This is a genomic window from Mycobacterium sp. NGS54 (assembly GCF_059812465.1).
In genome coordinates, this window is record NZ_JCALCS010000008.1 from 420,611 (window position 1) to 446,538 (window position 25,928).

13 protein-coding genes and 5 pseudogenes are annotated in these 25,928 nt (G+C 60.5%); 12 read left to right on the top strand and 6 right to left on the bottom strand.

What is annotated here, in order from left to right; all coding sequences use genetic code 11:
* The first annotated feature begins 259 nt into the window (after positions 1-259).
* Positions 260-1,030 carry a hypothetical protein gene (locus tag AC5Y5E_RS26620; RefSeq protein ID WP_499906348.1) on the top strand — a complete coding sequence of 257 codons (771 nt, stop codon included), beginning with the start codon at positions 260-262 and terminating at the stop codon, positions 1,028-1,030.
* Positions 1,031-1,039: 9 nt separating this feature from the next.
* Entirely contained in the window at positions 1,040-2,071 is a 1,032-nt protein-coding gene (locus tag AC5Y5E_RS26625) for a GSCFA domain-containing protein (RefSeq protein WP_499906350.1), read from the top strand.
* 77 nt (positions 2,072-2,148) lie between these two features.
* On the opposite strand, the gene AC5Y5E_RS26630 is transcribed toward AC5Y5E_RS26625, so the two are convergent.
* The 3 genes and pseudogenes from AC5Y5E_RS26630 to AC5Y5E_RS26640 form a co-directional block, all read right to left on the bottom strand.
* Entirely contained in the window at positions 2,149-2,823 is a 675-nt protein-coding gene (locus AC5Y5E_RS26630; RefSeq protein WP_499906352.1) for a class I SAM-dependent methyltransferase, read from the bottom strand.
* A gap of 65 nt (positions 2,824-2,888) precedes the next feature.
* A pseudogene (locus AC5Y5E_RS26635) lies at positions 2,889-3,300 on the bottom strand (hypothetical protein); the annotation flags it as partial.
* Positions 3,301-3,565: 265 nt separating this feature from the next.
* On the bottom strand, positions 3,566-5,065 hold the full coding sequence (locus AC5Y5E_RS26640) for a glycosyl hydrolase family 28-related protein (protein WP_499906354.1): 1,500 nt from the start codon (positions 5,063-5,065) through the stop codon (positions 3,566-3,568).
* Between the two features lie 548 nt (positions 5,066-5,613).
* Between AC5Y5E_RS26640 and AC5Y5E_RS26645 the strand changes: the two genes are divergently transcribed.
* Positions 5,614-9,903: an HAD-IIIC family phosphatase gene (locus AC5Y5E_RS26645; RefSeq protein ID WP_499906356.1), complete on the top strand. Its 4,290-nt coding sequence runs from the start codon at positions 5,614-5,616 to the stop codon at positions 9,901-9,903.
* A gap of 274 nt (positions 9,904-10,177) precedes the next feature.
* Here AC5Y5E_RS26645 and AC5Y5E_RS26650 read toward each other — a convergent pair whose 3' ends face one another.
* Both AC5Y5E_RS26650 and AC5Y5E_RS26655 read right to left on the bottom strand, forming a co-directional pair.
* Positions 10,178-10,423: an acyl carrier protein gene (locus AC5Y5E_RS26650; RefSeq protein WP_499906358.1), complete on the bottom strand. Its 246-nt coding sequence runs from the start codon at positions 10,421-10,423 to the stop codon at positions 10,178-10,180.
* Positions 10,420-12,318 carry an HAD-IIIC family phosphatase gene (locus AC5Y5E_RS26655; protein WP_499906360.1) on the bottom strand — a complete coding sequence of 633 codons (1,899 nt, stop codon included), beginning with the start codon at positions 12,316-12,318 and terminating at the stop codon, positions 10,420-10,422. The genes AC5Y5E_RS26650 and AC5Y5E_RS26655 overlap by 4 nt, the downstream gene beginning before the upstream one ends.
* 493 nt (positions 12,319-12,811) lie before the next feature.
* On the opposite strand from AC5Y5E_RS26655, the gene AC5Y5E_RS26660 reads away from it, so the two are divergent.
* The 3 genes and pseudogenes from AC5Y5E_RS26660 to AC5Y5E_RS26670 all read left to right on the top strand — a co-directional run bounded on the left by AC5Y5E_RS26660 (position 12,812) and on the right by AC5Y5E_RS26670 (position 14,599).
* Complete coding sequence (locus tag AC5Y5E_RS26660; RefSeq protein WP_499906421.1) at positions 12,812-13,174, top strand: hypothetical protein; 363 nt, start codon at positions 12,812-12,814, stop codon at positions 13,172-13,174.
* 5 nt (positions 13,175-13,179) lie between these two features.
* A pseudogene (locus tag AC5Y5E_RS26665) lies at positions 13,180-13,299 on the top strand (IS3-like element ISBvi3 family transposase); the annotation flags it as partial.
* 142 nt (positions 13,300-13,441) lie between these two features.
* On the top strand, positions 13,442-14,599 hold the full coding sequence (locus AC5Y5E_RS26670; protein ID WP_499906361.1) for a class I SAM-dependent methyltransferase: 1,158 nt from the start codon (positions 13,442-13,444) through the stop codon (positions 14,597-14,599).
* Positions 14,600-14,700: 101 nt separating this feature from the next.
* Here AC5Y5E_RS26670 and AC5Y5E_RS26675 read toward each other — a convergent pair whose 3' ends face one another.
* The gene (locus tag AC5Y5E_RS26675; protein WP_499906363.1) at positions 14,701-16,920 is read right to left on the bottom strand and encodes a sulfotransferase; all 2,220 of its coding nucleotides are present in this window, start codon (positions 16,918-16,920) and stop codon (positions 14,701-14,703) included.
* Positions 16,921-17,154: 234 nt separating this feature from the next.
* On the opposite strand from AC5Y5E_RS26675, the gene AC5Y5E_RS26680 reads away from it, so the two are divergent.
* The 6 genes and pseudogenes from AC5Y5E_RS26680 to AC5Y5E_RS26705 all read left to right on the top strand — a co-directional run.
* Entirely contained in the window at positions 17,155-19,389 is a 2,235-nt protein-coding gene (locus AC5Y5E_RS26680) for a hypothetical protein (RefSeq protein ID WP_499906365.1), read from the top strand.
* Between the two features lie 205 nt (positions 19,390-19,594).
* Positions 19,595-20,467, top strand: a pseudogene (locus AC5Y5E_RS26685) (glycosyltransferase); the annotation flags it as partial.
* A 1,243-nt stretch (positions 20,468-21,710) separates the two neighbouring features.
* A pseudogene (locus tag AC5Y5E_RS26690) lies at positions 21,711-21,895 on the top strand (IS3-like element ISTesp3 family transposase); the annotation flags it as partial.
* A 537-nt stretch (positions 21,896-22,432) separates the two neighbouring features.
* A pseudogene (locus tag AC5Y5E_RS26695) lies at positions 22,433-22,660 on the top strand (YebC/PmpR family DNA-binding transcriptional regulator); the annotation flags it as partial.
* A 162-nt stretch (positions 22,661-22,822) separates the two neighbouring features.
* Positions 22,823-23,977, top strand: coding sequence for a hypothetical protein (locus tag AC5Y5E_RS26700; RefSeq protein WP_499906367.1), 1,155 nt, complete (start codon positions 22,823-22,825; stop codon positions 23,975-23,977).
* Positions 23,978-24,336: 359 nt separating this feature from the next.
* Positions 24,337-25,928 (top strand): sulfotransferase (locus tag AC5Y5E_RS26705; protein ID WP_499906368.1); only part of this gene is annotated, 1,592 nt, incomplete at its 3' end.

Here is a 25,928-nt window from a genome sequence, read left to right on the forward strand (position 1 = left end):
TGTCGCCCCAACATGGCCGGCCAGACACTTCTGGGTCACGGCGTCCTTGCCTTGCCCGGTGTCGAACCGTTCCCGCGCCAGTTGATGAGGATCGACGTGATGTTCGACCTCGGCCACATAGTTCTGTCATGGGCACGATCAACGCCCTCGAGGCGAACCGCCCAGCCGCGATGGCGGACAAAGGGAGTCGCCGGACATCTCGGAGCGGTTCACGTATGCTGTCCTTGCCCTTACAGACGTCGGGAGCCTGCATCGAGTAATGAATGATGACCTCTCTGGCCTGAAGTCCTCTGCATCCCGCCTCATTCTCGCAGGGGATTCCCATCTCGCTGCCATCGTCGGAGGACAGATTTTTTCCGGGCCGTTGGAGGTTATCGCCGGCCCGCGCGGGGACGGCACGGCTTTTTTGGCGGGCGGCACGTGGCCGCGGGACATGACCTACTGGGATACCCTCGCCGATCTTGGAATGGGCGCGGATGTCGGCATCATCTGGGGCGGTAACGAGCACAATGTTTGCTATTTCTTCGAGGCGGAAACGCCGTTCGACTTCCTTTCGGCGCATGTGCGCATAATGAACCCGTCGGCGCAGATCATGTCGAGGGCCGCCATCCGACACCGCTTCCAGCAGCTCAGTTTCAATGATCTCGACTCGACTTTGAAGCGGCTGGCGACCGGCGGGTTGAATCGTATCGCGCTTATCGGCACACCGCCGCCGAAGGGCGACAATGAGGCGCTGCGCGCCTTATTGAAGACTGAAGAATTCTTCGTCAGTAAGGCGGCGCTGCTTGGACAGTCCGTGGAGACGATTCCCATCACCGATCCCTATGTGCGACTTAAGCTTTGGTATCTGCTGCAGGACATGCTGGCCGAAGAAGCCCGCATCCGGGGGGTGATGTTCATTCCTGTCCCTAAGGAAGTTCAGGACCCCGACGGCTTCCTGAAGCGTGAGTTTTGGGCATCGGATGTGAGCCATGCAAACCAAGCCTATGGCAACCTGATTTACGAGACCGTAGTACGGGCCTTCAAATAGGACGAACACATGGCGCAGCACCCCTACAACGACCAACCAGACCAAGCCTTTTGGTCACGCTCCGTCGCACGCAACTGGTCGCCGGTGGATCTGATAACAGCCGATGAACCGATCCTGCGGGCCGACAGTCGGGTTATGTCAGCGGGAAGCTGCTTCGCCGCTAACATCGTCCCGCATCTGGAAGCAGCGGGCTATCGCTACGTGCGGACTGAGACGGCCCAGGCGAGCGACCGGTTTGGCTACGAACTTTATTCGGCAGCCTACGGAAACATCTACACGGCAAGGCAATGGCTTCAGCTCATCGACCGGGCCGAGGGGCGCTTCCACCCGCGCGAAGATCGCTGGGCGACGCCGGACGCCGTCATCGATCCGTTCCGGCCAGGGTTGCCCTATCCGGCCGAATCAGCGGAGGAATTCGATCTCCTGACCCGCTCCCATCTGGATCGGGTGCTGGCTGCGATCGGTGAATGCAACGTTTTCATCTTCACCCTGGGGCTGACGGAAAGCTGGGTCTCGACCCTCGACGGCGCGGTCTTTCCGTCGTGCCCCGGGACAATCGCCGGCACGTTCGCTCCCGAAAGACACCGGTTCGTCAACTTCACCGTCGGCGAGGTCCTCGCCGACATCCTGGGCTTCATCGACCGGATGCGGGCCATCCAGGCGGGACTGAAGATCGTGTTAACGGTATCGCCAGTGCCGCTGGTGGCGACCGCCACCGCCCAACACGTCTATACCGCAACGGTGTACAGCAAGTCCGTGCTGCGGGCCGCCGCCGGGGAGGCGGTCGCCGCACGGCCGGATGTGCTCTATTTTCCCGCCTATGAAATCGTCACCGGCCCCGGGGCCGAAAACCATTTCGCTGATGACCGCCGTACGGTGACGGTCGACGTTGTCAAGACGGTAGTGGATGCAATTCTGAGCCACAGCGAACCTGCCGCGTCCGGCGGCGACGGCACTCAGGACCGCAGCCGTGCGCTGGAGCAATTGGCCCGTCAACTTGCCGAGCGCGAATGCGAGGAGGCGATGAATGAAACCAAATAGCTGCACTGTGCCTGTGGCTCGTAGTCACCCCGGTCCAAGTCAACATCCCCACCCGCGGAAGTGTCGGGGAGTCGCTATCAACGGGAAAAAATAAACGCCTGATTCTCGAAATGCTCACCCAGATTGCCACACCACTTCTTGTACCGCAGCTTGAACCCGAGCCGGGCGGCGGTTGACTCGAGATCATCGTCGGTGATGCCCCACTGCCAAATGGAATGCACGTCGCGCCACGGCCTGTCGGCATGTGGATGCTTCTGATCGAGCTTTTTAAAGAGATTTTTGTATGGTTCTTCCTTCGGGTTGGCAGGGACGGTGCGGAAATATTCCGTTTCGCCTAGATCCGGCAGCCTGATTGTGGTGTCCGAACCTATCCATTGCCGATTGTAGATCGCGAAGATGCGCACATTCTTTGCGTACATCTCCAGGAGAGTGTCCCAATCGGGTGCCACTTGGTGCAGCAACACATCAAACAGAAAGATTGCATCGACTCCACCGGCTTCGTCAACAACGGCTTGGCTGCAGAAGTTTCCATTGATTACGCGAAGCTGGGGATATTTCTTTGCGCGGTCGATAACAGTCGGGGTTATGTCCGTATCGACCAAAACGGCGTGCTGCGGCGAGTACTTGTCCAGCGCATAGAATGTATACGCACCGTCCGGTGGCCAAACGGCGCCAAGATCCGCGAACGACTGGACACCAAAAGATGAGAAGGCCTGATCTATGATGTCGACTTTGTCTCTGTCGATGCTCATGGTGTGGAGATTATCGCCTCCGATCGGCCGATGCATAGTCGAGCCTTGGCTAATCGCAGTCTCGGCTTGTCGCGTTCAAAGGCCGCGACCGCCAAGGGAAACCCGCCAGCATCTGCCAACAACCCCTAGAGTGATCTGCGGGTCCAGCCGTCTTTCCTGGGAGAATCCGGTTTGCGGAGCCCGTCACCGGTATCGGTTTCGAAGTGCAAGGCACGTCATAGAGCACCAGACTGGCCGGCCCCGGTTGCGCGCGGGCAGCGCATGCGGTCGAAAGCGCTTGCCGGAAAGCGGGTTTGGCGAACACCGGCCGACGGCGGTTCACCGAACGGCGGCGGCCTTCAAGGCCGCGACTCCGGCCTCGTCACGGGCTGAACCCGGATGCTCAATCGGGCGTGAACCGCGCCGCGACGACCACACGACCCGCACCGCCGTTGCCCCCGACGACGTCTTCACGGTGCATTTAGGCCTCCCAGGCACCCCACGGGACGCCGGCTAGTGCACAAATCCGCACCAGCACGCCCCCGAGCACCGAGGTCGCAGCCTGCGACCAGCTCGCCCCGGAAGTGGAAACCCAGAACCGCCTCCGCTGACACCGGCAATGGTGAAAACCCACATCGAGGTAGGCGACCGGCTTCAACGATCAAAGCAGCACACATCATCTGCGCAAACTAATCCGAAGGAGCGACCAGGAAAGACGCCACTTTGGCTACACGAGATCAACGTTGGTCGATCTGGCTTGTGACTAGCTCGTCAGAAGTTCGGCGAACCAGATGTCCTTGTGGGGGAAGTAGTCCAGTCGCACCTTGTCGATAGCGCCATTGACGGTGGACAGGGTGTTTTTCCCGTTGGCCCACTTGACATTTGACGGCCAAGTGACCGAACAGGCGGCACCTGATGCAGGCTGGTGGAAAAGGATTTCCATACTGCGCGACGTCACGTAGGGCGCGCCGTGAAAACCGGCTATGGTGACATTGGTATTCGGCAGAATGAACTCCTGCACATCTCCGTTCTGCGGGACAATGGTGAAACGGGAAGAAATGTTAGCAGCCCCGACGACATATGCTTTCCGTTGAGTGCCACCCTGGAAATTAGCACAATCTTCGAAACTCATCATGCCCAGCACTGATTCGGAGATACGGCCAGACACCGCAAGTATGGAGCCGGCAGCTATCGACGCAGGCTGGAAAGGGTATGGAACCCCGGCAGTGAAGGCGGGGATGAAATTCAGCACGCCTGTGCCGGAGAGTTCGCCGAGATTGTTACTTTCCATGCGTATCGACTGGTGGGTACGAAGGCCCACGTCGGCATCCGCTTCGACGGAGATGAGGAATTCGCAGTCTCTGAGCGTGCTTTGGTTCGATGGGGCACCGACGTCCATGCCAATCACCCAGCCGGAATTATTGTTGCTGGTCGTGGCGACGCCCCCGACGATGGACATTCTGCTGCTGCGGACCACTGCATTGTTTTGTAGCGTCAGGATCTTTTGATTCTCGTTGGCTACGATGGAGAACTCGTACTCCGCGTAGCTAAACGAACCTTCACCCACCCCGCAGTTGCCGTCGAACACCACGTGATTGGCGTTCTCGATCAGGTCTATATTCCAACGCATTCTATCGGCCACGGGACTGCTGCCATAGTTCTTGAATAACACGCCAATGGCGCCGGTAGCGAGGAAGTTCTGTATTTCGAGATCGTGGCCGCGAGAATGAAACAGGTTGCCAATCTGTATTCCGATGGCACCAGTACCAGCACCAGTGCCATCAATGGTGAAGCCCTCGAAACGGCAAGGGGCCGGAAAGCCCCTCATGCGGCCGGCGTGCGAGGCCGAAATGCACGGCCCCGTTCCGGCGTAAACGAGGCTGGTGAGGGACTTGCCATCGCCCCGTAGGTTTTGAAACTGGGTGAAATTCAGCGTGCTGGTGATCTTGTAGTGGCCAGTCGGTGCGTACACCCAGCCTCCACCCGTCGGCAAATCCAAAGAACCGCCGACGGCCGGCAGCGCAGCGATAGCGTTGGTGAATGCCTTGGTCGAATCGCTCACGCCGGTCGGATCGGCCCCGTAGTCCAGAACGTTTACCCCCCGCCATCGCCTGTTCGGCCCGCTGGAACAGCCGGCGATGAGTGCGGTGGGGGTCGCGGTCGCCGCGACGAGCGCTAATGGTCGCATCACCTGGCGCCGGGTCAGCAGGCCGTCGACCTGACGGGCTCGAGCCGCCTCGGAAGTGTCCCGCCGCGATGCCACGGTGCCAAGTATGCGGCAACGTGCTCGCCGAGGCACGAGTTCGTTTGGGCGATCTGCATGCGCCGGTCGGGAGCCACCTTCGGATGCGTCCAGACCGGGTTGTCAAACAACCTCCTCTCGCACCAGCTTGAGCGCAGGTAGTGCCTCGGCGGAAACACCTCGGCTGGGGCAGGCGGGTGGTGGCATGAATCCGCATCTACGCGGTCTGGGTACACCACAGCTGCGCACGAGCCAGGCAGTCGCCCGGACTCTGGAAGTGTTCTCGGGCAACAAAATTCGAACGCGCATACTGCGGCATGCGTTCCACCCGCCGGCTAATCTTTGGGACTGCGGACTCGCGCAGGGCCGGCCCCCACCCGGGGGCCACAGGACTCTAAAACAAAAGCGGACTCATTTACCGCGGACACGCCCCTATCTCGCCGCAGAGGATCCCGGCTTTCTCATGTGTCTGAACCCGAGTTCCTCGAAGACGCGCCAGTTAGGATCTGGCTCGAGGCATGTGACCCGCAATGGAGAGCGGTACTTAGTCAGCAGGTTTGGGGATATTGATGGCGGAACCGGTACGGCTGGTCGTTTGGGACCTCGACGAGACGTTCTGGCGCGGGACGCTGGTCGAAGGGGGCATCCGCGAGTACGTGCAGGCGCATCACGAGATCGTCGTTGAGCTCGCCCGGCGCGGAATCCTCAGCTCGATCTGCTCGAAGAACGACGAGCAGAGCGTTGTCAAAATCCTCGAGGAGCGCAAGATCCTCGACTACTTTGTGTTTCCCGACATCTCCTGGGATCCGAAGGGCCCGAGGTTGGCGGCGCTGATCGAGGCTGTCCAGCTCAGGCCCGCCACCGTGATGTTCATCGACGACAATCCTCACAATCTCGCCGAAGCCAAGGCGTTGATCCCGGACCTGCAAGTCGAGACTGAGGAATTCATTCCGAAGCTGCTCGCTGATCCTCGTTTCGTCGGCAAGGACGACAGCGAACTGTCGAGGCTGAGGCAATACAAGTTGCTCGAAACCCGACGTGAGGCTCAGCGGTCAGCGGGCGGCGGCGGGCACCAGTTTCTCAGGGATTCGGACATCCGCGTGTGCTTCGATCACGATCTGGAGGATGTTGCCAATCTCGATCGCGCGATCGAATTGATCAATCGGACCAATCAGTTGAACTATACGAAGCGCCGCCTGCCGGAGGATGTTGAGGCGGCGCGCGCGATTCTGCGCCGGGACACCGCTCGCATGGAGGTGCAGGCCGGCCTGATCCGGGTGGTCGACAGGTACGGCGATTACGGAGACGTTGGCTTCTTCATGATGAGAGTCAATATGCAGGCGCACGAGTCAGCGCATAGGGAGCTTATTCATTTCTGCTTCTCGTGCCGCATCTTGGGAATGTTGGTCGAGCGATGGGTCTACGACTATCTCGAGCGACCGAAGCTGGAGGTAGTCGGCGAGGTGGTCACGGATCTGTCCCGGCCGGATGTGGTGGATTGGGTTCGCCTGGTGTCGTCTTCCGAATTATTTTCCGATCGGGAGGCCGAGATCGCAGCGATCGCTCCGGAACTACGGTTGTGGGGCGGTTGCGAGATGTACCCGATCGGACTTTATCTGAAGCAATATGCCCAGGAAGTGAAGGTGCGAGGAAGCTTCGTCGCCAACAACAAATTCATTCTTCTCAACAGCTGTGCCGTCGCCGTATCAGCCTTCGAGCGAACGGAATCGGAATTTTCCGACGAAGCAAAGGCCCTGGGTGTCCCAGCGGATGTTCTTGCCGGTGACTACTTCGCCGACGCGCCACCGGGAACCGCGATCGTCTTCAGCGGCGCGCTGGATGGTGGCCGTTTTTCGGACCACCATTCGTACTACCAGCATGCGCAGCATGGGTGGGAATTGACATTCCAGCTGGCGAATCTCTGGGACGTGACGACTTTGCCGGAGGGGGCGTTCGAGCGCCTCGTGGAAGAGCAGGAAGGGTGCGATGAGGAAACACGCCTCCATCTCACCGAGGTCGCTCGCCACGTGCGGCGAAATTATCGCACTGCGCGTCCGATGTCCGACGGGAGGAGGGCGGCGACCCTATGGGCGTTGCTGGAACACGTTCCGGTCGGTGCCAAGCTCATCGTGCTGTTGGACCATGATCGCCATCGCGTGCAGGGCGTCGTTCGGCCCGAGCCGCGAACGGCGCATTACAACGAATTGGTCAGAAGCATCGTGCGCGCGTACCCATATGCAGAGACCGTCTGTTTCAGCGACTTCGTGGACGATGATGAGCAGGTACAGGAGCTTGGTAACCACTATCACCGCGTCGTGTACCTGAAACTGGCGGAGCGATTGGCCCAGCTGATCGAGCGACTGCCGCGAAAGAGCGCATCAGACGCGCGGGGCCAGGAGATTGTCGACGCCGAGGCAACCGTTCGCGGACTTTACCGAGACCTGTTGGGTGACAAGCCCACGGAAATCGAACTGAAGGTCTGGTCTTCTTACGCGCGCGAGGGAGCGCGCGAGGGATTGACGGTGCCGGACCTGGTGGAACAGTTCGTATCGTCAGAGGACTACAAAAGCCGGTCGCGCGCCGCTCCGGACGCACAAACAATGCCGCGCATGAGCCCCGCTGCGGCCGAGGAATATATCGCCAGCCTCTACACCACGCTCCTGAAGCGAGATCCCACACCGGAGGAGTTCGCTCACTGGGTGAGCACCACCGCCGCCTTGCCACCCGAGCAGGTCTATTTTGCCTTCGTCAACGCGAAAGAGTACAAGCTTCGGCAGAAGTATTCACCCATCGTGGATCCCTCGACCATCGCCGAATACGTCGAGAAGCAGTACCTGCAGGAACCTGGCGATATCAAGGGAATTCATTTCGATGAAGACGCCATGGTGCGGTTCTGGATAGAAAACGCAGAATTCATAAAGAACACGCCGTTCAACGAGCATGACGACGGCAAGAACCGCTTCTACTACGACAACGGCATGTATCTATATCCGTACGGCGACGCGATGATGCTGCGCGCGATGATTGCTCATTTTAAGCCGACGAACGTCATCGAGGTCGGATCAGGGTTCTCGTCGGCCTGCATGCTCGACGCTGCGGACCATGTCGGTCTCGGCGACTTCACGATGACGTGCATCGATCCAGACGCCGCTCGCCTGCGCAGCAGGCTTCGCGAAGAAGACCATTTCCGGGTCGATATCATCGAGGGGCCGATTCAGGATGTGCCAGTGTCAGTGTTCTCCACACTCAAAGAGAACGACATTCTGTTCATCGACTCCACCCACGTCCTCAAGACCGCCAGCGATGTGCACTACGCACTGTTTTCCATCCTGCCCAACCTCAACAAGGGCGTGCTGGTACATTTTCAGGCCATTCCGTACCCGTTCGAGTATCCACGGCAATGGCTATTCGGGAACAATAAATCATGGAACGAAATCTATGCTCTGCGGGCCTTCCTAACGTATAATTCGGCGTTCGAGATAGTATTCTGGAACAGCTTGTTCGCGCACCGACAACGTGCGTTAGTTCACGAGACCAACCCGCTGTTCCTCAACAATCCAGGCGGCTCGATCTGGCTGCGAGCCCGGCCTGTCGACATTCCCCAGACGCAACATGCTCAGATTGGTGTCGCGGGCGGCCAGCAGGCGGAGACGCAATTTAAGAAGTGGATTTCCTTTGAAGAAAGCGGCCATAGCCGGGAGGTAATTGGCCCGGGCTGGTCCTTCCAAGAACCTGCTTGCCGCTGGATGACCGGCAGATTCACCGTGCTCGCCTTGCCGATGCCGCCGGAGAGCAACACTGCCGACTCCATTCTTATGTTGCGGGTCACGCCGTACGCTGCAAATGGTCAGCTTGACGGTCAGCGCTGCACTGTCGTTTGCGGGGCTGAGACGGTTGCCGAGGTGAAGCTCGTAACGTCTAGCTGGATCGGCTTTCGTATCCCGGCGCAGGCGGTGATCTCGGAGAAGCTAGAGATATTATTCGTCCATCCGGATGCGGCGAACCCCCAGGGCTTTGGAATCGCGCCAGATTCTGGCGAGCTGGCGATCGCGGTGCACGAAGCGGTCTTGCTGCCGGCGACAGAGGCCGATGAATTGACGGGCTGGCGCGGACAGACCGGCCAATTTGTGTCGAGCGATTGGCGCGCACAAGCCTTAGTCCCCGACTGGAAAAAGGTCGCCTCCACGTTCCAAAGCATGGGACAGGACTGTGAATTTGGATTGGTACAAAGGCAGTGCGAGGCCGAGCCTCTAGGATTGTTCAGATTCGCTAATATTCCGGTTCGCGGATTGATTCAATGTCTTCTCAGCGAGTTCTCGGAACTCACCGACGAAGAGAAATTGAGCATTTACGTATGCTCGACCGGGGAATATCACGGCCAGTACAGAAGTCTTGATATGGTTTATCACACGCTGGTTCTGGCTGATCAGAATCCGAATGTCGAGGCCTTGCGCCGCAAGGAATCGACCAGATTGAAAATGTTGGTGCGACTCTTCCGAGAAGATCTCGAAGATGGAGAAAAGGTGTTCGTTCTCCTGAGAAAGTTCGCTCCGCTGAACGAGTTCGAAGTGTTACCTCTCATCAGCTTGATGCGCCGTTATAACCCGAAGGCGGCGCTGCTCTGGGTTACCGTCGCCGGACCGGATGAGAGACACCTTGTCGGGCAGTGCGAGATAATCGGAAACAATCTAGTGAAGGGTTACATAGACGGATTTTCTGGGTGGAACGACGATTGGAGCACCCTTTCGATTGGATGCTGGAAAAACATTCTGGTTTCCGCCCTGGAGGCGCTCGACAGACCCATTCCAACTCACGCTGAGGGCTTGCCGCCCGAGCAAGAGCGGCCTGAGATGAGTTGAGAAGACCCAGGATCGGCTCTAGGCACAGAACTCGAAGCCCGGCAACGGAGTGCGATGAGGAAATGTTGCGCCCGGGCTGCATTCGGCTCGAAGATTCCAAGCAGGCACTCACGGGGTAACTCGCCCCTCGACGCATTCAATCGGCAGCATCGCCGCTGCCAGCGAACAAGCTTCCAACTCAATCATGCTGAAGTCGCACGATACTTCCGCGAAGACCTATTGGTCGTCTAACCACAAGGGCCGAACTGCGGTCGAGGCAACCACCTCAGGTGCTCTACGCCGACTTCGCCTTGCGAATGAGCGCCACGAGGTCACCAACGTTTTCCATCTCGTCGAGCTCCTTAGACTTCACCTTCAATCCAAAATGGCTTTCGACCGCTATGATGATTTCTATCATTTTGAACGAATTCCATCCGTCGACTTCCGTCGCTGTGAGATCGGGTCTCAACACCAAATCAAAGTTCATGAGCACGTCACGGATGATCTCCGTCAGCTGCTCGTAAATCTCTCCGTCCGTCATGTTTGATGTCTTTCGATTGTGATGTGCGTCTTGATCGGAACAAAATCGTCAAGCATTAGGGCGTATTTGCAATGGTCGGCTAGGTCCTCGGCGAGGGAGGCGAAGCCCAATTTTGGATAGAGATCGCTGACCATACTGTTCTTTGCAGTTGGGTGGTACTCACCGACGATACGCCGGGCGCCGAGCCGCCGAGCCTCTTCGCTGACCACATTGAGCGTTGCCTGTTCGACTTGGCGACCAAGAACGCGACAGCTCATCAGCCAGGTATCAAGCAGTACCGCATCGCCAACGCGCTTGCCGATCACGATGCTGATAATGCCATTGTCGCCGAAGCGATCGAGCAAGCGCAGGTAGATTCCGAAGGCCTCGGGGTCCTCCATGATTGCGAGTATTTCATCTTCGGAATAGCGTTTGGTGGTCAAGTTGAACTGATTCGTTTTGTTGATCAACTGAACAGTGCGCTGCAGGTTGATTTTGTCGAAGTTCCGCCACTGTAAGCGCATCTCCAAGCTACGCAAGTAGCCCTCCATGTCGGTCGCGCCATCCTGCAGCTCGGATCGTTCACGGTTATTAAAGTATTGCCGGGTCCGTTCGCGGTCTTCCGGAGTGATAGCAAGAGATTCGAAATATCCGGCATCCGCGATGCATCGTGGGACCAGTGCGGGATCCTCGGGGAGCTCCGGGACGGCGACCATCGGCAGTTCCTGCCGGACCAAACTGCGCTCGAACGGGTTGTCGTCGACGAACACTAGTGAATCCAGACCGATGTTGAGTTCCGCTGCAATACGGCGCAAGTTGGCCGCCTTGTCGTCCCAATTGGCAACAAAGCTCGCCACCTGCTTGCGAGTCAGAATCATCTCAGGGTGGCGCTCGAAAGCATCGATTGCAACATGCTCGTCATTCTTGGAACACACCGCGAGAATCACTCCGCGTTCGGAGAGTTCCACTGCGTAGCTTTGCAGGCTGAGAAAGGCCTCCCCCAAGGCGCTCCCTTGGCCCAACACGATCCCTTCCAATCCGTCGTCGCCGACGACGCCACCCCAGATCGTATTGTCGAGATCTAGCACCAAGCATTTTGAGGAAAGCCCCAGCTGTGCGCCGAGGACACGCGCTACCGATTCTCCATAGCGTGGAACCGCGGACAATTTGATTTCCTGTTTGCTTCGGTGCCAAAGTGCCACATCATGCCAGGCATCAAGACCATCCTGCCGGACGCGGCGGTCGACTGCGACAAGGTGCGTACCGCCGGCATCCGCAGCGGCCTGCAAATGAAGATTCAATTGATCTAGGAAGTGCGCTCGTGAACCCGGCAGCCGGTGCTCGTTACTGCCCATGAGGTCATGCCAGATGGGGAGCGCTGTTTGCTGAAGGACGCTGCAGTTGAAGGCTCCTTTTGCCAAAGCCCAGCATTCTCGGATAGACGCGAGAACCTGATCTAACACGCCAGCAGCCTGCGGTCCGTCGAGCCCGGGCCGCAGTCCCTGCGTGAGATGGTAAGCGTCGAGTGCGAAGAGAACGATCTGAGGGCGGAAGCGATGAAGACGCGACTCGACGTCCAGCAATTCTTGCCGGTACTGACCGTACTCGGCCTCATATGTGAGCACGTGTAGGCCGCGTCGGAGGGCGGCCACCCGAAGACCCGCGTGCAGCTGGGTTACGGTCGAAGAGCCGAGTATGGCCACCCGCAAGCTCTTGACCGAGGGAGGTGCGGCGCCCGCACCATAATGCTTTGCGAGAATCTGATCCACCGTATTGGTCTGGACGAAATCCAGATCATGGTTGGCGAACGCTACCAAATCCGCCCAGGTAGGCGGTACTTCGGCAACTAGCAGTGACCGCGCCCGTGCGCGAAAGTCCTTACATTCAGGCAGCCAGTAGAGCGTCGTTTCTCTCATTCAACAGAAACTCCTGACGTTATCCGCGAATCATATTGGCCCATCAGCTTCGCCAATCAGAGAACGGCAATCGACCGCGCAATTCTCCCCAGCTCAAGGGTTTTCTCCTACCTCATTTGCTGCACGCGTCATCTCCGTTCTGGAGAATTAATCGCCAGCAGCTTGCAGCTCAAATCGAAGCCCGCGCACTCCACTAGGGTGGAGCATAGCGTTCGCGTCCCGGGTCCGCCGACGATTGCGACGTGTACGCCGCGATCGAGCAAAGATCGATCAGGTCGGCGTAGTGGGCCATTGACCACACCTTCAGTTCGTTGCCCGAGCCAGGATGGATCGCAACCACCCGCCGCTTGAAAGGAGGTCCTAGCTTCTTAGGCAGTTTGGGCTCGCTACACAAACGGAACGTGCCGGGCCCGCAAGCTCGATCCGAAGTGAGCCAACTGGCGTCGGCTGCCGCGAGCGCGGAAACGCTTGTTGGACAAAAGCTTTCACCAGGATGTGGAACGCGACTGCAGCCGAAGGCCACACCGGCCAGATCGGTAGTGATGCGCACCTGACCCGTCATCGCCTGCAGCGGTTCCTGGCCTGGTGCATCGACTCACCAACCCCGTACTGCTCACCCTGGCCCACCCACGCCGTCAAACGGATGTCTGAGTTTTTCGACGTATTGCGATCGGAGTTCTACTCCGACGGCGTGTACGGCGCGCGGACCTTGGCCGATTTGCGTGCCGCCGGGGCGGCGATGTCGCGAGAGACGGTGGCGGCGCAGTGCGGTCAAAGTCTGGCGGGGATCTGCCCACGCCGCTTCGCGTCGGCCACCACCATCGTCGACCTTGGAGCGCCGGTACCGAAGGACTAGGGCCTCGGTTCGACACCGGCAAGCTAGACCGGGTCTGGGTCAGTGACATCACATACTTGCGTACCGGTGAGGGCTGGCTATACCTGTGCGCCGTCCGGGACGGCTGCAGTCCGCGGTTACTCGGCTGAGTATAGAAAATGCGGCATCGGGCTTCGGGACGCGTTGCACTACGGCACGTGGTGCGGCCGAATGAACGCTATGAGCTGGCAGGACGTCGTGGTCGCGGTCGAGGCCGCGAGCAGGAATCGCCTAGCCCAAGGAGTGAGTATGACTGACATCGAACGGCCCAAGGGGTCGACCAAACATCCGCTCGTCCCGCTTTCGGCCGAGAACATCGCCTCCACCGAGGCCATGGGCGTCAATCCTGCCACTACACCCTTGTCAGGAGCATCTGAAAGAATACTGCGCATGGGCCCCGCTGCCGCCGAGAAATATATCGCGAGCCTCTACACCACGCTCCTGAAGCGAGATCCCACACCGGCCGAGTTTGCTCACTGGGTGAGGACCGCCGCTGCCTTGCCGCCCGAGCAAGTCTATTTCGCCTTCGTCGAGTCGAAAGAGTACAGGCTTCGGCAGGAGGAAAAGTCAGTGCCGACCATGTTTTTGCCCGGTCACTACTATTCACCCATCGTGGATCCATCGACCATCGCCGAATACGTCAAGCAGCAGTATCTCCAAGAACCTGGCGACATCAAAGGCATCCATTTCGATGAAGACGCCATGGTGCGGTTCTGGAAGGAGAACGCAGAATTCATAAAGAACACGCCATTCAGTCGGCATGACGACGGCAAGAATCGCTACTACTATGACAACGACCAATATCCGTACGGCGACGCCATGATGCTGCGCACGATGATTGCCCATTTTAAGCCGAAGAACGTCATCGAGGTCGGATCAGGATTCTCCTCGGCCTGCATGCTCGACGCTGCTGACCATGTCGGTCTCAGCGACTTCACGATGACGTGCATCGATCCAGACGCCGCTCGCCTGCGCAGCAGGCTTCGCAAAGAAGACCATTTCCGGGTCGATATCATCGAGGGGCCGGTCCAGGATGTGCCAGTGTCAGTGTTCTCCACACTCAAAGAGAACGACATCCTGTTCATCGACTCCACCCACGTACTCAAGACCGCCAGCGATGTGCACTACGAGCTGTTTTCCATCCTGCCCAGCCTCAACAAGGGCGTGCTAATACATTTTCACGACGTTCAATACCCGTTCGAGTATCCACGGAAGTGGCTGTTTGAGGACAATTTGTCGTGGAACGAAATCTATGCTCTGCGCGCCTTCCTGATGTATAACTCGGCGTTCGAGATAGTATTCTGGAACGGCTTGTTCGCGCGCCGACAACGTGAGTTGGTTCATGAGACCAACCCGCTGTTCCTCAACAATCCAGGCGGCTCGATCTGGCTGCGGGCTCGTCCGTAAACATTTCTACAGACGCAGCAAGCTGGGCCACACGACGCGGCGATTTTCGAGCTGTTGTCGACATCGGCAATCCGCTTACCGGTCGGACTCCGATAGCGACGCTACGCGTTCACGCCAGGTCGCCCAAAAATCAAGACATCCTGATGGTTGTCCCAGCCTCGCTCGACGTAGCCAAGCAGCCTCAAGTCAGTGCGTTGTTCGAACAGGCGCAACACCCAGTGTGGCCGTACGAGCGCGATGCCGTACCCCTCCTCCTTATCGAAGATGTTCAAGATCTCGGGGGGATAGTCAACGTATCCGAACCCGGTTCGTCGTACACTCTCGGCGGCTACCTCGTAATATTGGTCCGGGAGGTAAAAATTCGGCCTGGTCTCCTGAATGTAATCGGAGAATCGCCCCTGGAGAGTGACCACTGCTATGCCGGAATCGGATAATGAACGACCAAGCAAATTGATCGTGTCTGTGAACGAATCCTCCGGCAGGTGCGTCAGTAGCGAGCCGCAGAATATCAAGTCGAACTTCTCTCCGAAGTCCATCTTACTTAAGTCGACCTGCGACAATCGACAGTCAATTTGAAACGCCTCGCGACAGAAATCTAAATGATCATCATAGAGGTCTGATGCGACGATCCTCGCCTCGGGGAAAAACGCGCGGAGATGGCGAGTCACCCGGCCTGAGCCGCTCGGAAAGTCCAGAATGGATTGCGGCGGCTGGCGAGAGTTGGCGAGAAGCGCATTGATGATGACGCGCATCGCGTCGGCCCCGACACTGTAGTAACGCCGGATCGACTCAGCCGAACGGTCAATGAGTTCTTGGTCGTTCGGGTTCAGATTCCGACTGATGCCTCGATCGCGGTATGCCGCGAACAAATCCTGATATGAGGTTGCCAGCGCGAAATAAGCGTCAAGTATTTCAGCCGATTCCATGTTGATCTCCCTAAGAGTCGACGCCAAGGATCGTCCTGCCACGGCGATGTCTGCCGCAACGCTCTCGAATGGTGGGCTGCTATCGAGTTCCTCGAGTAACCCTTCAAACGCTTCGTCGCAGATCTTTTGCAGCCGTGGTTCAAGGTCCCGCTTCCACCGGCCGATCGATGACGAACCATCGCGCGACGTTCGATGCGCATTCACATCAGCGGTGGCTTCATTCCCAGCTTTTACCATTGAGTCGACGATATCCGCCGACGAGTCCAGCTCGAGGGCGTCGAGCATGGCGCGTATGTGTTCGGTGGGTGAACGTACGAGGTCCTCGTAACGGACGAGCGCGCTGTACTGCGATCTGCGCTTCCACAGTTCGACAAATGACTCCATGCTCCTGCGGACGACGTCGACGTATTCTTCATCCGTTTCAACCGGATCGCGACCAAAGCCGTCGAAGCCGGTCAACAGTGCCGGTCCGAGCCGTCCGCGGACGCGAGCATTGAACGCCAGTACGGAGGCCAGGAAGTCGCGGGGGTCCCGGACGAGGAATATCTGCCGCGCGCGCGGGTACAGCTGCTGCATTGTCCAGTAGTGGCCTGCGGGGACGACCTTTTCCGCGAAGAAGGCAGGCGTTGTGCGTTTTTTCTCGCCGGCGTAGTCGCGGTAGAACGACTCGACGGCGGACTGCGCGACGCGGGCGAATTCCTCGACCTGATCGGAGTACCAGCGGTCGAGGGTTGCTTGCGCTCCCGTGGGATCGGTCGTGTGGCTCGCGTCGACAAAGAAATACGGGAACGGAGGTAGCCGTCTCGGATCCCTCCAGAACTGCAACGATTCCACCTGCAAGTTGTCCCCGGGTGCGGCTAGCACTTGTATGAAGTGCATCCAATAGCTGCAGACAAACGTCTCGTAGGGAAATTGCTCATGGACGATGACGTCCGGATGCTCCGCGAGCATCCTCATCAGCCAGGTGCTGCCAGATCGGCCAGGACTGGTAACCATGATTGGCTGCATGGAGGGGGTGAACGCCGAGGTCAGCTGCTGCGTGCCACGTATTTCCGCGATCTGGCTTGAGCTTCCATCCTTGAAGAGGACCCACACCTCAATGGTGAAGGCCGGTGCGAGGCCCACCGTTCCGATCGCCTTCCAGAACCCCATTGGCGACGAATCGGCATACATGCTGGCCACATCGGGCCGCGAAATAGTTAGCTCGCAGCGCGCAACCACGATTCCCTCGTGGAGGAACTGCACCTCGGCTACGGGCGCCTTGCTTGCGACCCAGCCGATGACCTCGACCGCGTATTTGTCGACGACCGGACCCGTCTGCGGGTAGTCGAGATAAGCAGCGGTGATCAGATCATCGCCAGGGCACAGGGTGACCCCAGTTATCTCCACCGCCATGCGGCGAACCCGTCCCTCCTCGCCCAAGGCGCCGCCACATCTGCGGGCGATCCGCTCGTCAACAAAACCTTCGCCCCCGTCCCCCGCCGCTGCAGCGCAGTCTGCGAAGCTGGCCAGTGCCCAGGAGTCCTGACATTAACACCAATTTCGCCAGTCACGGTGTCAACAGCCGCACTTCGCGCTGACTTTGCGTGAGGCACGGCCAGGCAGGCCGTATTACGGTATTTTGCACCCATGCGGTTCGCCGTCGCGGTTGTGTTACCGCCCGACCATCATGACATCAGCGGCGGAGCTTTTAACGAGGTCGCCGAGTCATTGCACCATGGTCTTGTGGCGCTTGGCCATGACTCGGTGCTGACCAATCGTCTCGACCTCGACGATCGCCGCACCATCGTGCTGGGCTCAAACCTCCTTGTCCAGTACGCGTTGAAGCCGCCCAAAAACCCCATCTTCTACAACCTCGAGCAATTGGGTGACGACTTGCCGTGGATGACGATGACTGAATTCGTCGACCTTTTCCGGCGCTACCCGCATTGGGACTACAGTCAAGCCAACGTCGAGTACCTCGCTGCTATGGGACTGCCCCGGCCCGCCTACGTTCCGATCGGATACGTCCCCGAGCTGACACGGATCACCCCGGTCCCCGAGGACATCGACGTCCTGTTCTACGGCGCGCTCAACGGGCGCCGGTACGCCGTGCTCAGGGAACTGCACGAGCGCGGTCTTCGGGTCAAATGGCTACCCGGCACTTATGGGGCGAGCCGCGATGCCTGGATCGCACGCTCGAAGATCGTCCTCAACTTGCACTACTTTGAAGCGAAAATCTTTGCGATCGTGCGTGTTTCCTATCTGCTCGCCAACAGGCGCGCGGTGGTCTCCGAGCATAGCGCCGATCCGACATTGGAGCGCGACCTGGCGTCGGGCATCGCGTTCGCGGACTACGACGAACTGGTCGATCGCTGTGTGGAGCTCGTCGGCGACGAGCGCGCGCGGCGCGAGCTCGCCGAGCGGGGCTACCAGGCCTTCTCCGCTCGCGACCAGGCCGCCATCCTGCAGCGCGCGCTCTCGGAAGGAATCGAGGGTGTCACCCACCAGACGGCTGCACAGGACGACCCGGGCGTCGACGGCAGAGACCACAGCGCAGATCTCCGCGACCGTCAACTGTTCACCCGCAAACTGTTCAAGCATAAGGCTGCGCAGGAGCGCGATTGGTTGCTGGCCAAGGTCAAACGCAACCCCGAGGATGCGCGGTCGGTCTTTTTCGTAGCCGAGACCTACTTCCGTATGGAGGATTTCGTCAACGCGCGGAAGTGGTATGCGCGGCGGGTCGAGATGGGCGGCTGCGACGAGGAGGCCTACTGGGCGATGTACCGGCTCGCGCAATCGACACAGCAACTCGGTACGCCGTGGCCAGAATGTGAAGATGCGTACCTGCGCGCCTGGCACATCCGACCGACCCGCGCCGAGCCGCTGTTTGCCGTCGCCGCTGCGTACCACGCCATGCAGCGCTACCGGGTGGGCTACCTGATTGCCCAGCGCGCCGCCCAAATCCCTTTTCCCGAAGAGGACCTCTTTGTCCCCGGAGAGATCGCACACGTCTACGCTTGGCGCGCAATCGATGAGCTGGCGGTGTGCGCATCTCAGATCGGCAAGCACACCGAGGCGTTCACGCTGTGCCGGGACCTGCTGACTCGCACCGAACTCCCCGATCCCGACCGGCAACGGATAGCGACCAACCGTGATTTTTCGGTGCCGACCATGCTCGACGCGGCCGCACCCTACCCCGAAGCCCTCGTGCAGTCCCTGACCGCAGGTCCGCGTCAAGCCGAAGTCACCGTCAGCCTGATCGCCGGACCAGACCCGCAGACCACCGAGCAGACCATCAACTCATTTCTGACCTGCTGCCTCGATGTGTCACGAGTCGGGCGCTTTGTAGTACTCGATACCGGCCTGTCCGCCCCCGACCGCGCCAAGCTGCAGAAACGCTACGGGTTTCTCGAGTTCGCCCGTCGCAAATCCCGCAACGGGTCAGCCCCCCAGCTGCCGCAGCTGCGCGCTCTGATCGACGGACGGTTCTGGCTGCACCTGGGCGACGGCTGGCGGTTTTTCGCCCCCGAGAACTTCATCACCCGCCTGACCGCGGTGCTTGAAGCCGAGCCACAGGTGTTTCAGGTGGGCATCAACTTCGAAGATGCGGTCAAACTGACCGGCGCCAGTGCAGCAGAGGACGCGGTGCGCCGAGCCCCCGACGCCGGCCGCTACCTGCTCACCGATGTAATGGCAAGCGGCCCAGCGATGTTCGACACCGCACGGCTGGATCGGGCCGGCCGTGTGCAGCCCGGCACCGACCCCGATGCGACCGCCCAACGTCGACGACCGCCAGCCGGCGGCCGGCGACTGCCGGCCGGCGCCGAGCTGCGCACCGCCAGCCTCGACGAAGTGCTCTGCATCTCAGGTCTGGCCCCGTAATGACACCCCTAATGACAATTGCCCGAAGCCGCCTCGGTCGCGGATATTCGAGAGTCTCGGTCCGGCGTCTACGCCCGCGCCTAGGCCTCGCGACCAGTGCGACCCGCGACGTCTGCTCACGGATAACCGCGCCGGCGGTCCATGCCAGCGCGGGGGAACGGCGCTCGCAGTGACACCGAAACGGATAGAAACGAAACGACCCAAGCTGAGCGTGGTGACGACCACACACAACCAGGAAGCCTACGTCCGCGACGCTTTCGACAGCTTTGTCGCGCAGCAGATCGACTTCCCGATGGAGATCGTCGTGGCCGACGATGCCTCGACCGACTCCACGCGAGCGATCATCCGGGAGTATGTGGATCGGTACCCGCACCTGTTCCGGTCGATCCTCAGGCCCAAGAATCTCGGCCTCAACAGGAACCTGGTCGACGCCCTGTCGAAGGCTCGCGGCACGTACATCGCACTGTGTGAGGGCGATGACTACTGGATTGATCCGCTGAAGCTGAGCAGACAGGTGGCGTTCCTCGATCAGCATCCAGAGACAGCGGTGTGCTTCCATCCCGTGCGGACGATCTGGGAAGACGGCCGGGTCGAGGAGGAAGACTTCCCGCCGGTCGTCTGGCGCGACGACTTTAGCTTGGACACCTTGATCAGGCGGAACTTCATCCAGACCAATTCGGTCGTGTACCGCCGCCTCCCGCACTACCGTGGCATCCCGGCCGATGTCATGCCGCTGGACCATTACCTTATGGTGCGCCATGCGTTCAGCGGCGACATCGCTATGCTGCCGGAGACGATGGCCGTCTACCGCCGCCACTCGCAAGGCATGTGGAACAACCGGGTCGTAGATCCTCCAAAGTTCTGGCTGTCGTTCGGTGGCGGGCATGCCGCGTTGTACGACGCGATGATCGACCTGGCCGCAGGCGACCCCGAGCGCGAGGATGTCATCGGCGGGATGGCTGACTGGATTTTCAGCGAGATCGCGAACGTTCCGGGCCCAGAAGGTCGCGCCGCGCTGCTGGACTCGCTCGCGCAGCATCCTCGGTGCGCGATGCTGGCCCTGCAGCACCGATGGGCCAACGATCCCGATCTGTTGTTGGCAAGGGTCGAGAGCGACCCCGAAGATGGACCGTCGGTCTTGCGCCTTGCCCAGCGTTATTTCGATCTCAGCGATTTCTCAAAGGCGCGCCACTGGTATGCGCGGCGGGTTGAGATGGGTGGCGACGACGAGCAGGTCTACTACGCGATGTACCGGCTCGCGGAGTCGATGTCGAATCTCGGTGAGCCGTGGCCGGACGTTGAGGACGCCTATTTGCGCGCCTGGCAGTTTCGCCCGACCCGCGCCGAGCCGCTATTCGCCATTGCCTTTCGGTGTCGCGTCGAGCAGCGCTACGGTTTCGCATACCTGTTTGCCGAGAGCGCCGCCAAAATCCCGCTTCCCGAAGAGGACAGAATATTTGTCAGCGCGGACGTCTACGCTTGGCGCGCAACCGATGAGCAGGCGGTGTGCGCGTCCTGGATCGGCAGGTATGCCGAGGCGTTCACGTTGTATCGGCGCCTGCTGGGCCGCCCCGACCTCCCCCGCCCTGATCGGCAACGGATTGCGACCAACCGCGACTTGTTGGTGCCGGCCATGCTCGAGGCGGCCTCACCGTACCCCGAAGCCTTGGTGCAGTCCCTGACCGCCGGGCCCGGTCAGGCCGAGGTCACCGTCACCCTGGTGGCCGGACCGGACCGCCAGACCACCGAGCAGACCTTGAACTCGTTTCTGAACTGCTGCCTCGATGTGTCACGAGTCGGGCGCTTTCTGGTGCTCGATGCCGGCCTGTCCGCCCCCGACCGCGCCACGCTACGGAAACGTTACGGGTTCCTTGAGTTCGCCCGTCGCCGAGCCGGCGACAAGCCCGCGCCCCTACTGGCGCAGCTGCGCGCCCAGATCGACAGCCGGTTCTGGCTGCACCTCGGCGAAGGCTGGCGGTTTTTCGCCCCCGAGAACTACATCACCCGCCTGACCGCGGTGCTCGACGCCGAACCACACGTCTTTCAAGCGGGCATCAACTTCGACGACGCGGCCAAACTCACCGGCGCCAGCGCCGCCGAGCAGGCGGTGCGCCGGGCCCCCGAGGCCGGCCGCTACCTGCTCACCGACGGAATGGCCAGCGGCCCAGCGATGTTCGACACCGCACGCCTCGATCAAGCCCGCAGCGTCCAGCACACCAACCTCGATCCGCCCGCCCCACGCAGCCAACCGGTCGCCGGCGCCGGGCCGCGCACCGCCACCCTCGACGAAGTGCTCTGCATCTCAGGTCTGTACCTCTAGCCCTGATCTGCTCAAGCGGGATTTCACCGCCCGAGCTGGTGAACTCTGCTACGTCCGGGATATCACCGTCGGCGGCGATCGGTACCTTGGCCGGTGATCGGCTGCTGCTCGCGGCGGGTCGCGGGGTGGACGATCGCCGAGCACATGCGCACCGAACTGGTCGAAGACGCCCTCAAAGCCGCCGCGTTGCGGGCACTTTGGCGGCTGAACCAGGGCGATTCAGTCTTCGTCTTGCAGCCTGTCTGGGTATACCGTTTACTAGCTTGACACGGGCCACATACCACAGAACGAAAGGGCGATCCAATTGAGCGACGAAGAAATGCTCCTGGAGGCTCGGCGCACGGTAATCAAAATCGTTCAAATCGCAGCGCACCATACCCTGGCAGCAATGGCTGACCGGCCCGAGGGTGCGTGGACGGGCCAAATCTCGGAGCTCGCCTACGCCGTCGCATGCTTGGAAGCGGCACACGGCGGCCTGCCCGGCACCCCGCCGCCGAAGGATACCGCTCCGCCGGCAATACCACCAAGCCAGCCAATCAGCTCACCACACCCAAGCCGGAAATGGCCGCCCTTTGGCGACGCGACCCGCACGAACCGCTGACGGCCGCGCACCGCGACTTTGACGTGCTCATCGCCGCAGCCGAGCGGGGATTCTGATTCGCCGGCCGCCGCATTCGGTGTAGTCCAAATGCAGAGGCGAAGCCACCGGTCCCGCAAGACGCGGTGACTCTGGAGAAGAACGGTCGGAGCGCGGACGCTGTACGGGCCGCTGTCCTGGAGGTCGGGGCCAAGGACGTCAGCGGCTTGGACGAGAGCTTTGAAGTCGTCTCCGAGCCAACCGATTTGGTGGCGGTGCGCAGAACTCGCAGGACGTCGGCGTCAACTGCGCCGGTCGACGCCTACGGCACGCGCAAAGTGTTCAATCTCGTGGATGCCTTGGACGACGCCGACACAGGTCGGTACGACCTGGCAAGCTGATGACGTCTCGGTTTGTGGTCCCCGAATCGGCGCCCTTCGACAAGTTCAGGATCAACGGCTCAGAGATTTGACATTCATGACCAGCCCGTCGAACCACGTTTTCGCAAACCGATCGGAATACGGCAGATACCTCGAGTGGTTGACCTGCCCATGATTTCACGTCGAGACTTTCTCTGGAAATTCACCCCGGCCGGCCTTGCCATCTACCTCGGCCACCGATTGCTACCCGAGGCCAGGTCTTCGAATCCAATCATCGCGGGGGCCATTCGCTGGGATGCGTGGTATAGGCGATCGGATAGCTCGATTCCCGCGCAGTTCAGCCTTTCGTCCAAGAAGTACTCCAGTCGTGCCCCGGCGCATTGCCTGATCGCGCCGACTGACGAATCTGTCCATTGCGAGGGATCACAGCAAGTCATGGACGAGGAAATCAGCGCCGCCGCTGAGGCCGGGCTCAAGTACTGGGCCTTCGACTGGTACGGCAGCGAATCCAGCTTGCGGAAGGCGTGGAATCTATACCAGAGCAGCGGCAAGAAGTATTTGATCAACTGGTGTGGCATCGCCAAGCTGGACGCCCTCGGTTCTGTACCCTCCAGTAAAGACGCATGGTGGACCAACATCGACCAATGGGCGGAATACATGCTCCAGCCCACCTATCAGAAAGTGCGTGACGGCGAGTCGGAACGCGCGCGACCACTCCTGTACGTCCTCTGGAACAAGGACCATTTCCACCGATACTTCGGGAGCAGTTTCGGCAACCTGAGAGTTGCGTTGCGCCGACTCGGCGATGCATGCCAGGCCGCGCATCTCGGCGATCCCTATGTCGTCATACTGACTGGTTCCGACGGTGCCTCGCTGGTGCGAGACTCCGGTGCCGACGCGATCGGGAGCTATATCTCAAGTTTAAAGAACGTACCCGCGGGATCGTTCCGCGAACTGGACATGCAAACCCGAGCCTACTGGGAAAAACTAGCGCGCACGGGATTGCCCATGGTGCCGACGGCGATGATCGGCTGGGATACCCGGCCGCGCCAGGAGCGGCCCGTGCCTTGGGATCATGGGCGGCAGTCGAATCCCAACCCGACCGAATACTTCAGCATGGCGACTCCCGGTGAGTTCGCCGCGCATTTGCAGGCGGCGGCGAACTACATCCAGGACCACCCGGCCATCTGTCCTACACGCACGCTGCTGATCTACTCGTGGGACGAGTGCGACGAAGGTGGCTGCATGATGCCGACGCTGGGAGATGCGACCGGACGTTACCTGCAGGCGATCGCACCTATCATCCGCTGAACACCCGTTCCTCATGCTCCGGCACGGTCCTCGTCGAAGCCCACGACGAAAGCCCGGCACCCAACTGCACCAGCGCGGATGGCAAGTCGCCGACAAGCGCTACCTCTCCGAGAACAACCTGGCCCTACTCGTCACTAGAGGCGAGGACCCCACCCCCACAGTTGCCGCCACAGCAGCACTCACGGCATAGTGACCAACACAGAGCCTAACGCGAACACGCGACCGCTCATATACCACCTCCCGGGAGGTCACCCGCATGTGTTGCCGATGAGTTGGTTTGGTAAGCTGTCGGCGCGCCGTTCGCCCTGTCCCGGGACTGCGAAGCGGACAGAACAGCACCCGACATGATGTCCAGCGGAGTGGCTCCTCCCCCGATTCTCGTCATCGGCATGCACCGATCAGGGACGTCGGCGACGACTGGCCTCTTGGCCCACCTCGGCGTTCATCTGGGGGCTCCGGAGCGATTGCAACCTGGAGACGTCCACAATCCCGAGGGGTACCACGAGCTGCAGGATGCCGTAGCCCTCAACGATCGCCTGCTCGACTGGTGCGGCTCGGCCTGGGACCTTCCACCCGAATTGGGCGATCCGCATCTCGGACAGTTGCAGCCCCCACCCGACGTGGTCGCGTGGCTGAAGTCACTCGTCGCCTCGATGGACGCCGAAGCCGCCGCCGTTGGGCGGCCCTGGGCAGTGAAGGATCCTCGACTCAGTGTGCTGTGGCCCTTCTGGTTGCAGGCGAAGCCGACCGCCCGCGTGGTGCTTTGTGTGCGCAACCCGGCGGCGGTCGCGCAGTCGCTCGAGACCCGCAACGGATTGTCGCTGCGATTCGGGCTCAAGCTCTGCGAGCAGTACTTCGAGCACCTGCTCAGCATTCCCAAGGAGCGAATCGAAGCGCAGGTTCGTTACGAGGAGCTGGTTTCCGATCCGGAAAAGGTGGCGCGAGACCTAGTGTGCAACCTGCGCCTCGAGTCGGACATCGACCGAACGAGGATGGCCATTTCCAGCGTCAAAGCCGAGCTGGCCCGGAATCGAGGACACCTCGAATCAATGCCAGCCTCGATCGATTCTCACAGCATCTCGCGGGCGTACGCGCGAATGCTCGCGCACGGCCCGGCTCCGGTGGTCGAACCGGTGAACCCGCCCACACTCGTCATCGCCCCTACGCCGTCGTCAGTCGGCGTGGCGTTCGAGAACGAAGGTCATTGCCCGATCTGTGATCGACGCAGGCGCTTCGTGGCCGTCGAGTTGCCGATGCGCGACCACTACCGGTGCGAGGAATGCGGCAGCCTCCCGCGCGAACGCGCGCTGATGCTCGTGATCGAGCGTGAATACCCGAATTGGCGATCGCTGAGGATCCACGAGTTCGGCTCGGTGGGCCGTCCGGTCAGCCAGCGCCTGCAACGGGAGTGCGAGGGCTACTACGCGACTCATTGGCTGGACGACACTGGCGGCGGCCGCCGCTACGGGATGCGCATAGCCGAGCGGCTCGAATGCCTGTCATTCAAGCCCGAGACCTTCGATCTGCACATCACGCAGGAAGTGCTGAAGCACCTCGAGTCTCCTGCCGCTGCGTTCGCCGAGATCGCGCGGACGCTCAAGCCCGGCGGGGCGCACATCTTCACCGTGCCGCTGGTGCGGGGCGACCAGCCCTCGCGCCAGCGGGTGAGGCGCACAGCGGAAGGCCGGGTCGAGTTCCTCGAGCCCGCGGTACACCATGGGAATCCCGAGCAACGCGGGACGCTGGTCACCATGGATTGGGGTCGCGACATCGATGCCTTGATCCGCGACGCCAGCGGGCTGGAAACGCGGATCATCGACATCGACGACCTCGAACACGGGGTGCGTGGCGAGTACGGCCACGTGTTGATGAGCACTAAGCCTCCTCTGAAAGGATCAAAACGGAGGCGAGTCGCTGCCGCCCGCCTGAGGCTCAGGTTTTTTCCAGCAGC

Excerpts from the sequence above, each read along its gene's own strand:
- AC5Y5E_RS26670 (WP_499906361.1), top strand. The coding sequence starts at position 13,442 with ATGACTGACATCGAACGGCCCAAGGGGTCGACCAAACATCCGCTCGTC.
- AC5Y5E_RS26655 (WP_499906360.1), bottom strand. The coding sequence starts at position 12,318 with ATGAGAGAAACGACGCTCTACTGGCTGCCTGAATGTAAGGACTTTCGC.
- AC5Y5E_RS26620 (WP_499906348.1), top strand. The coding sequence starts at position 260 with ATGAATGATGACCTCTCTGGCCTGAAGTCCTCTGCATCCCGCCTCATT.
- AC5Y5E_RS26660 (WP_499906421.1), top strand. The coding sequence starts at position 12,812 with ATGTGGAACGCGACTGCAGCCGAAGGCCACACCGGCCAGATCGGTAGT.
- AC5Y5E_RS26645 (WP_499906356.1), top strand. The coding sequence starts at position 5,614 with ATGGCGGAACCGGTACGGCTGGTCGTTTGGGACCTCGACGAGACGTTC.
- AC5Y5E_RS26675 (WP_499906363.1), bottom strand. The coding sequence starts at position 16,920 with ATGGCGGTGGAGATAACTGGGGTCACCCTGTGCCCTGGCGATGATCTG.
- AC5Y5E_RS26680 (WP_499906365.1), top strand. The coding sequence starts at position 17,155 with ATGCGGTTCGCCGTCGCGGTTGTGTTACCGCCCGACCATCATGACATC.
- AC5Y5E_RS26630 (WP_499906352.1), bottom strand. The coding sequence starts at position 2,823 with ATGAGCATCGACAGAGACAAAGTCGACATCATAGATCAGGCCTTCTCA.
- AC5Y5E_RS26650 (WP_499906358.1), bottom strand. The coding sequence starts at position 10,423 with ATGACGGACGGAGAGATTTACGAGCAGCTGACGGAGATCATCCGTGAC.
- AC5Y5E_RS26625 (WP_499906350.1), top strand. The coding sequence starts at position 1,040 with ATGGCGCAGCACCCCTACAACGACCAACCAGACCAAGCCTTTTGGTCA.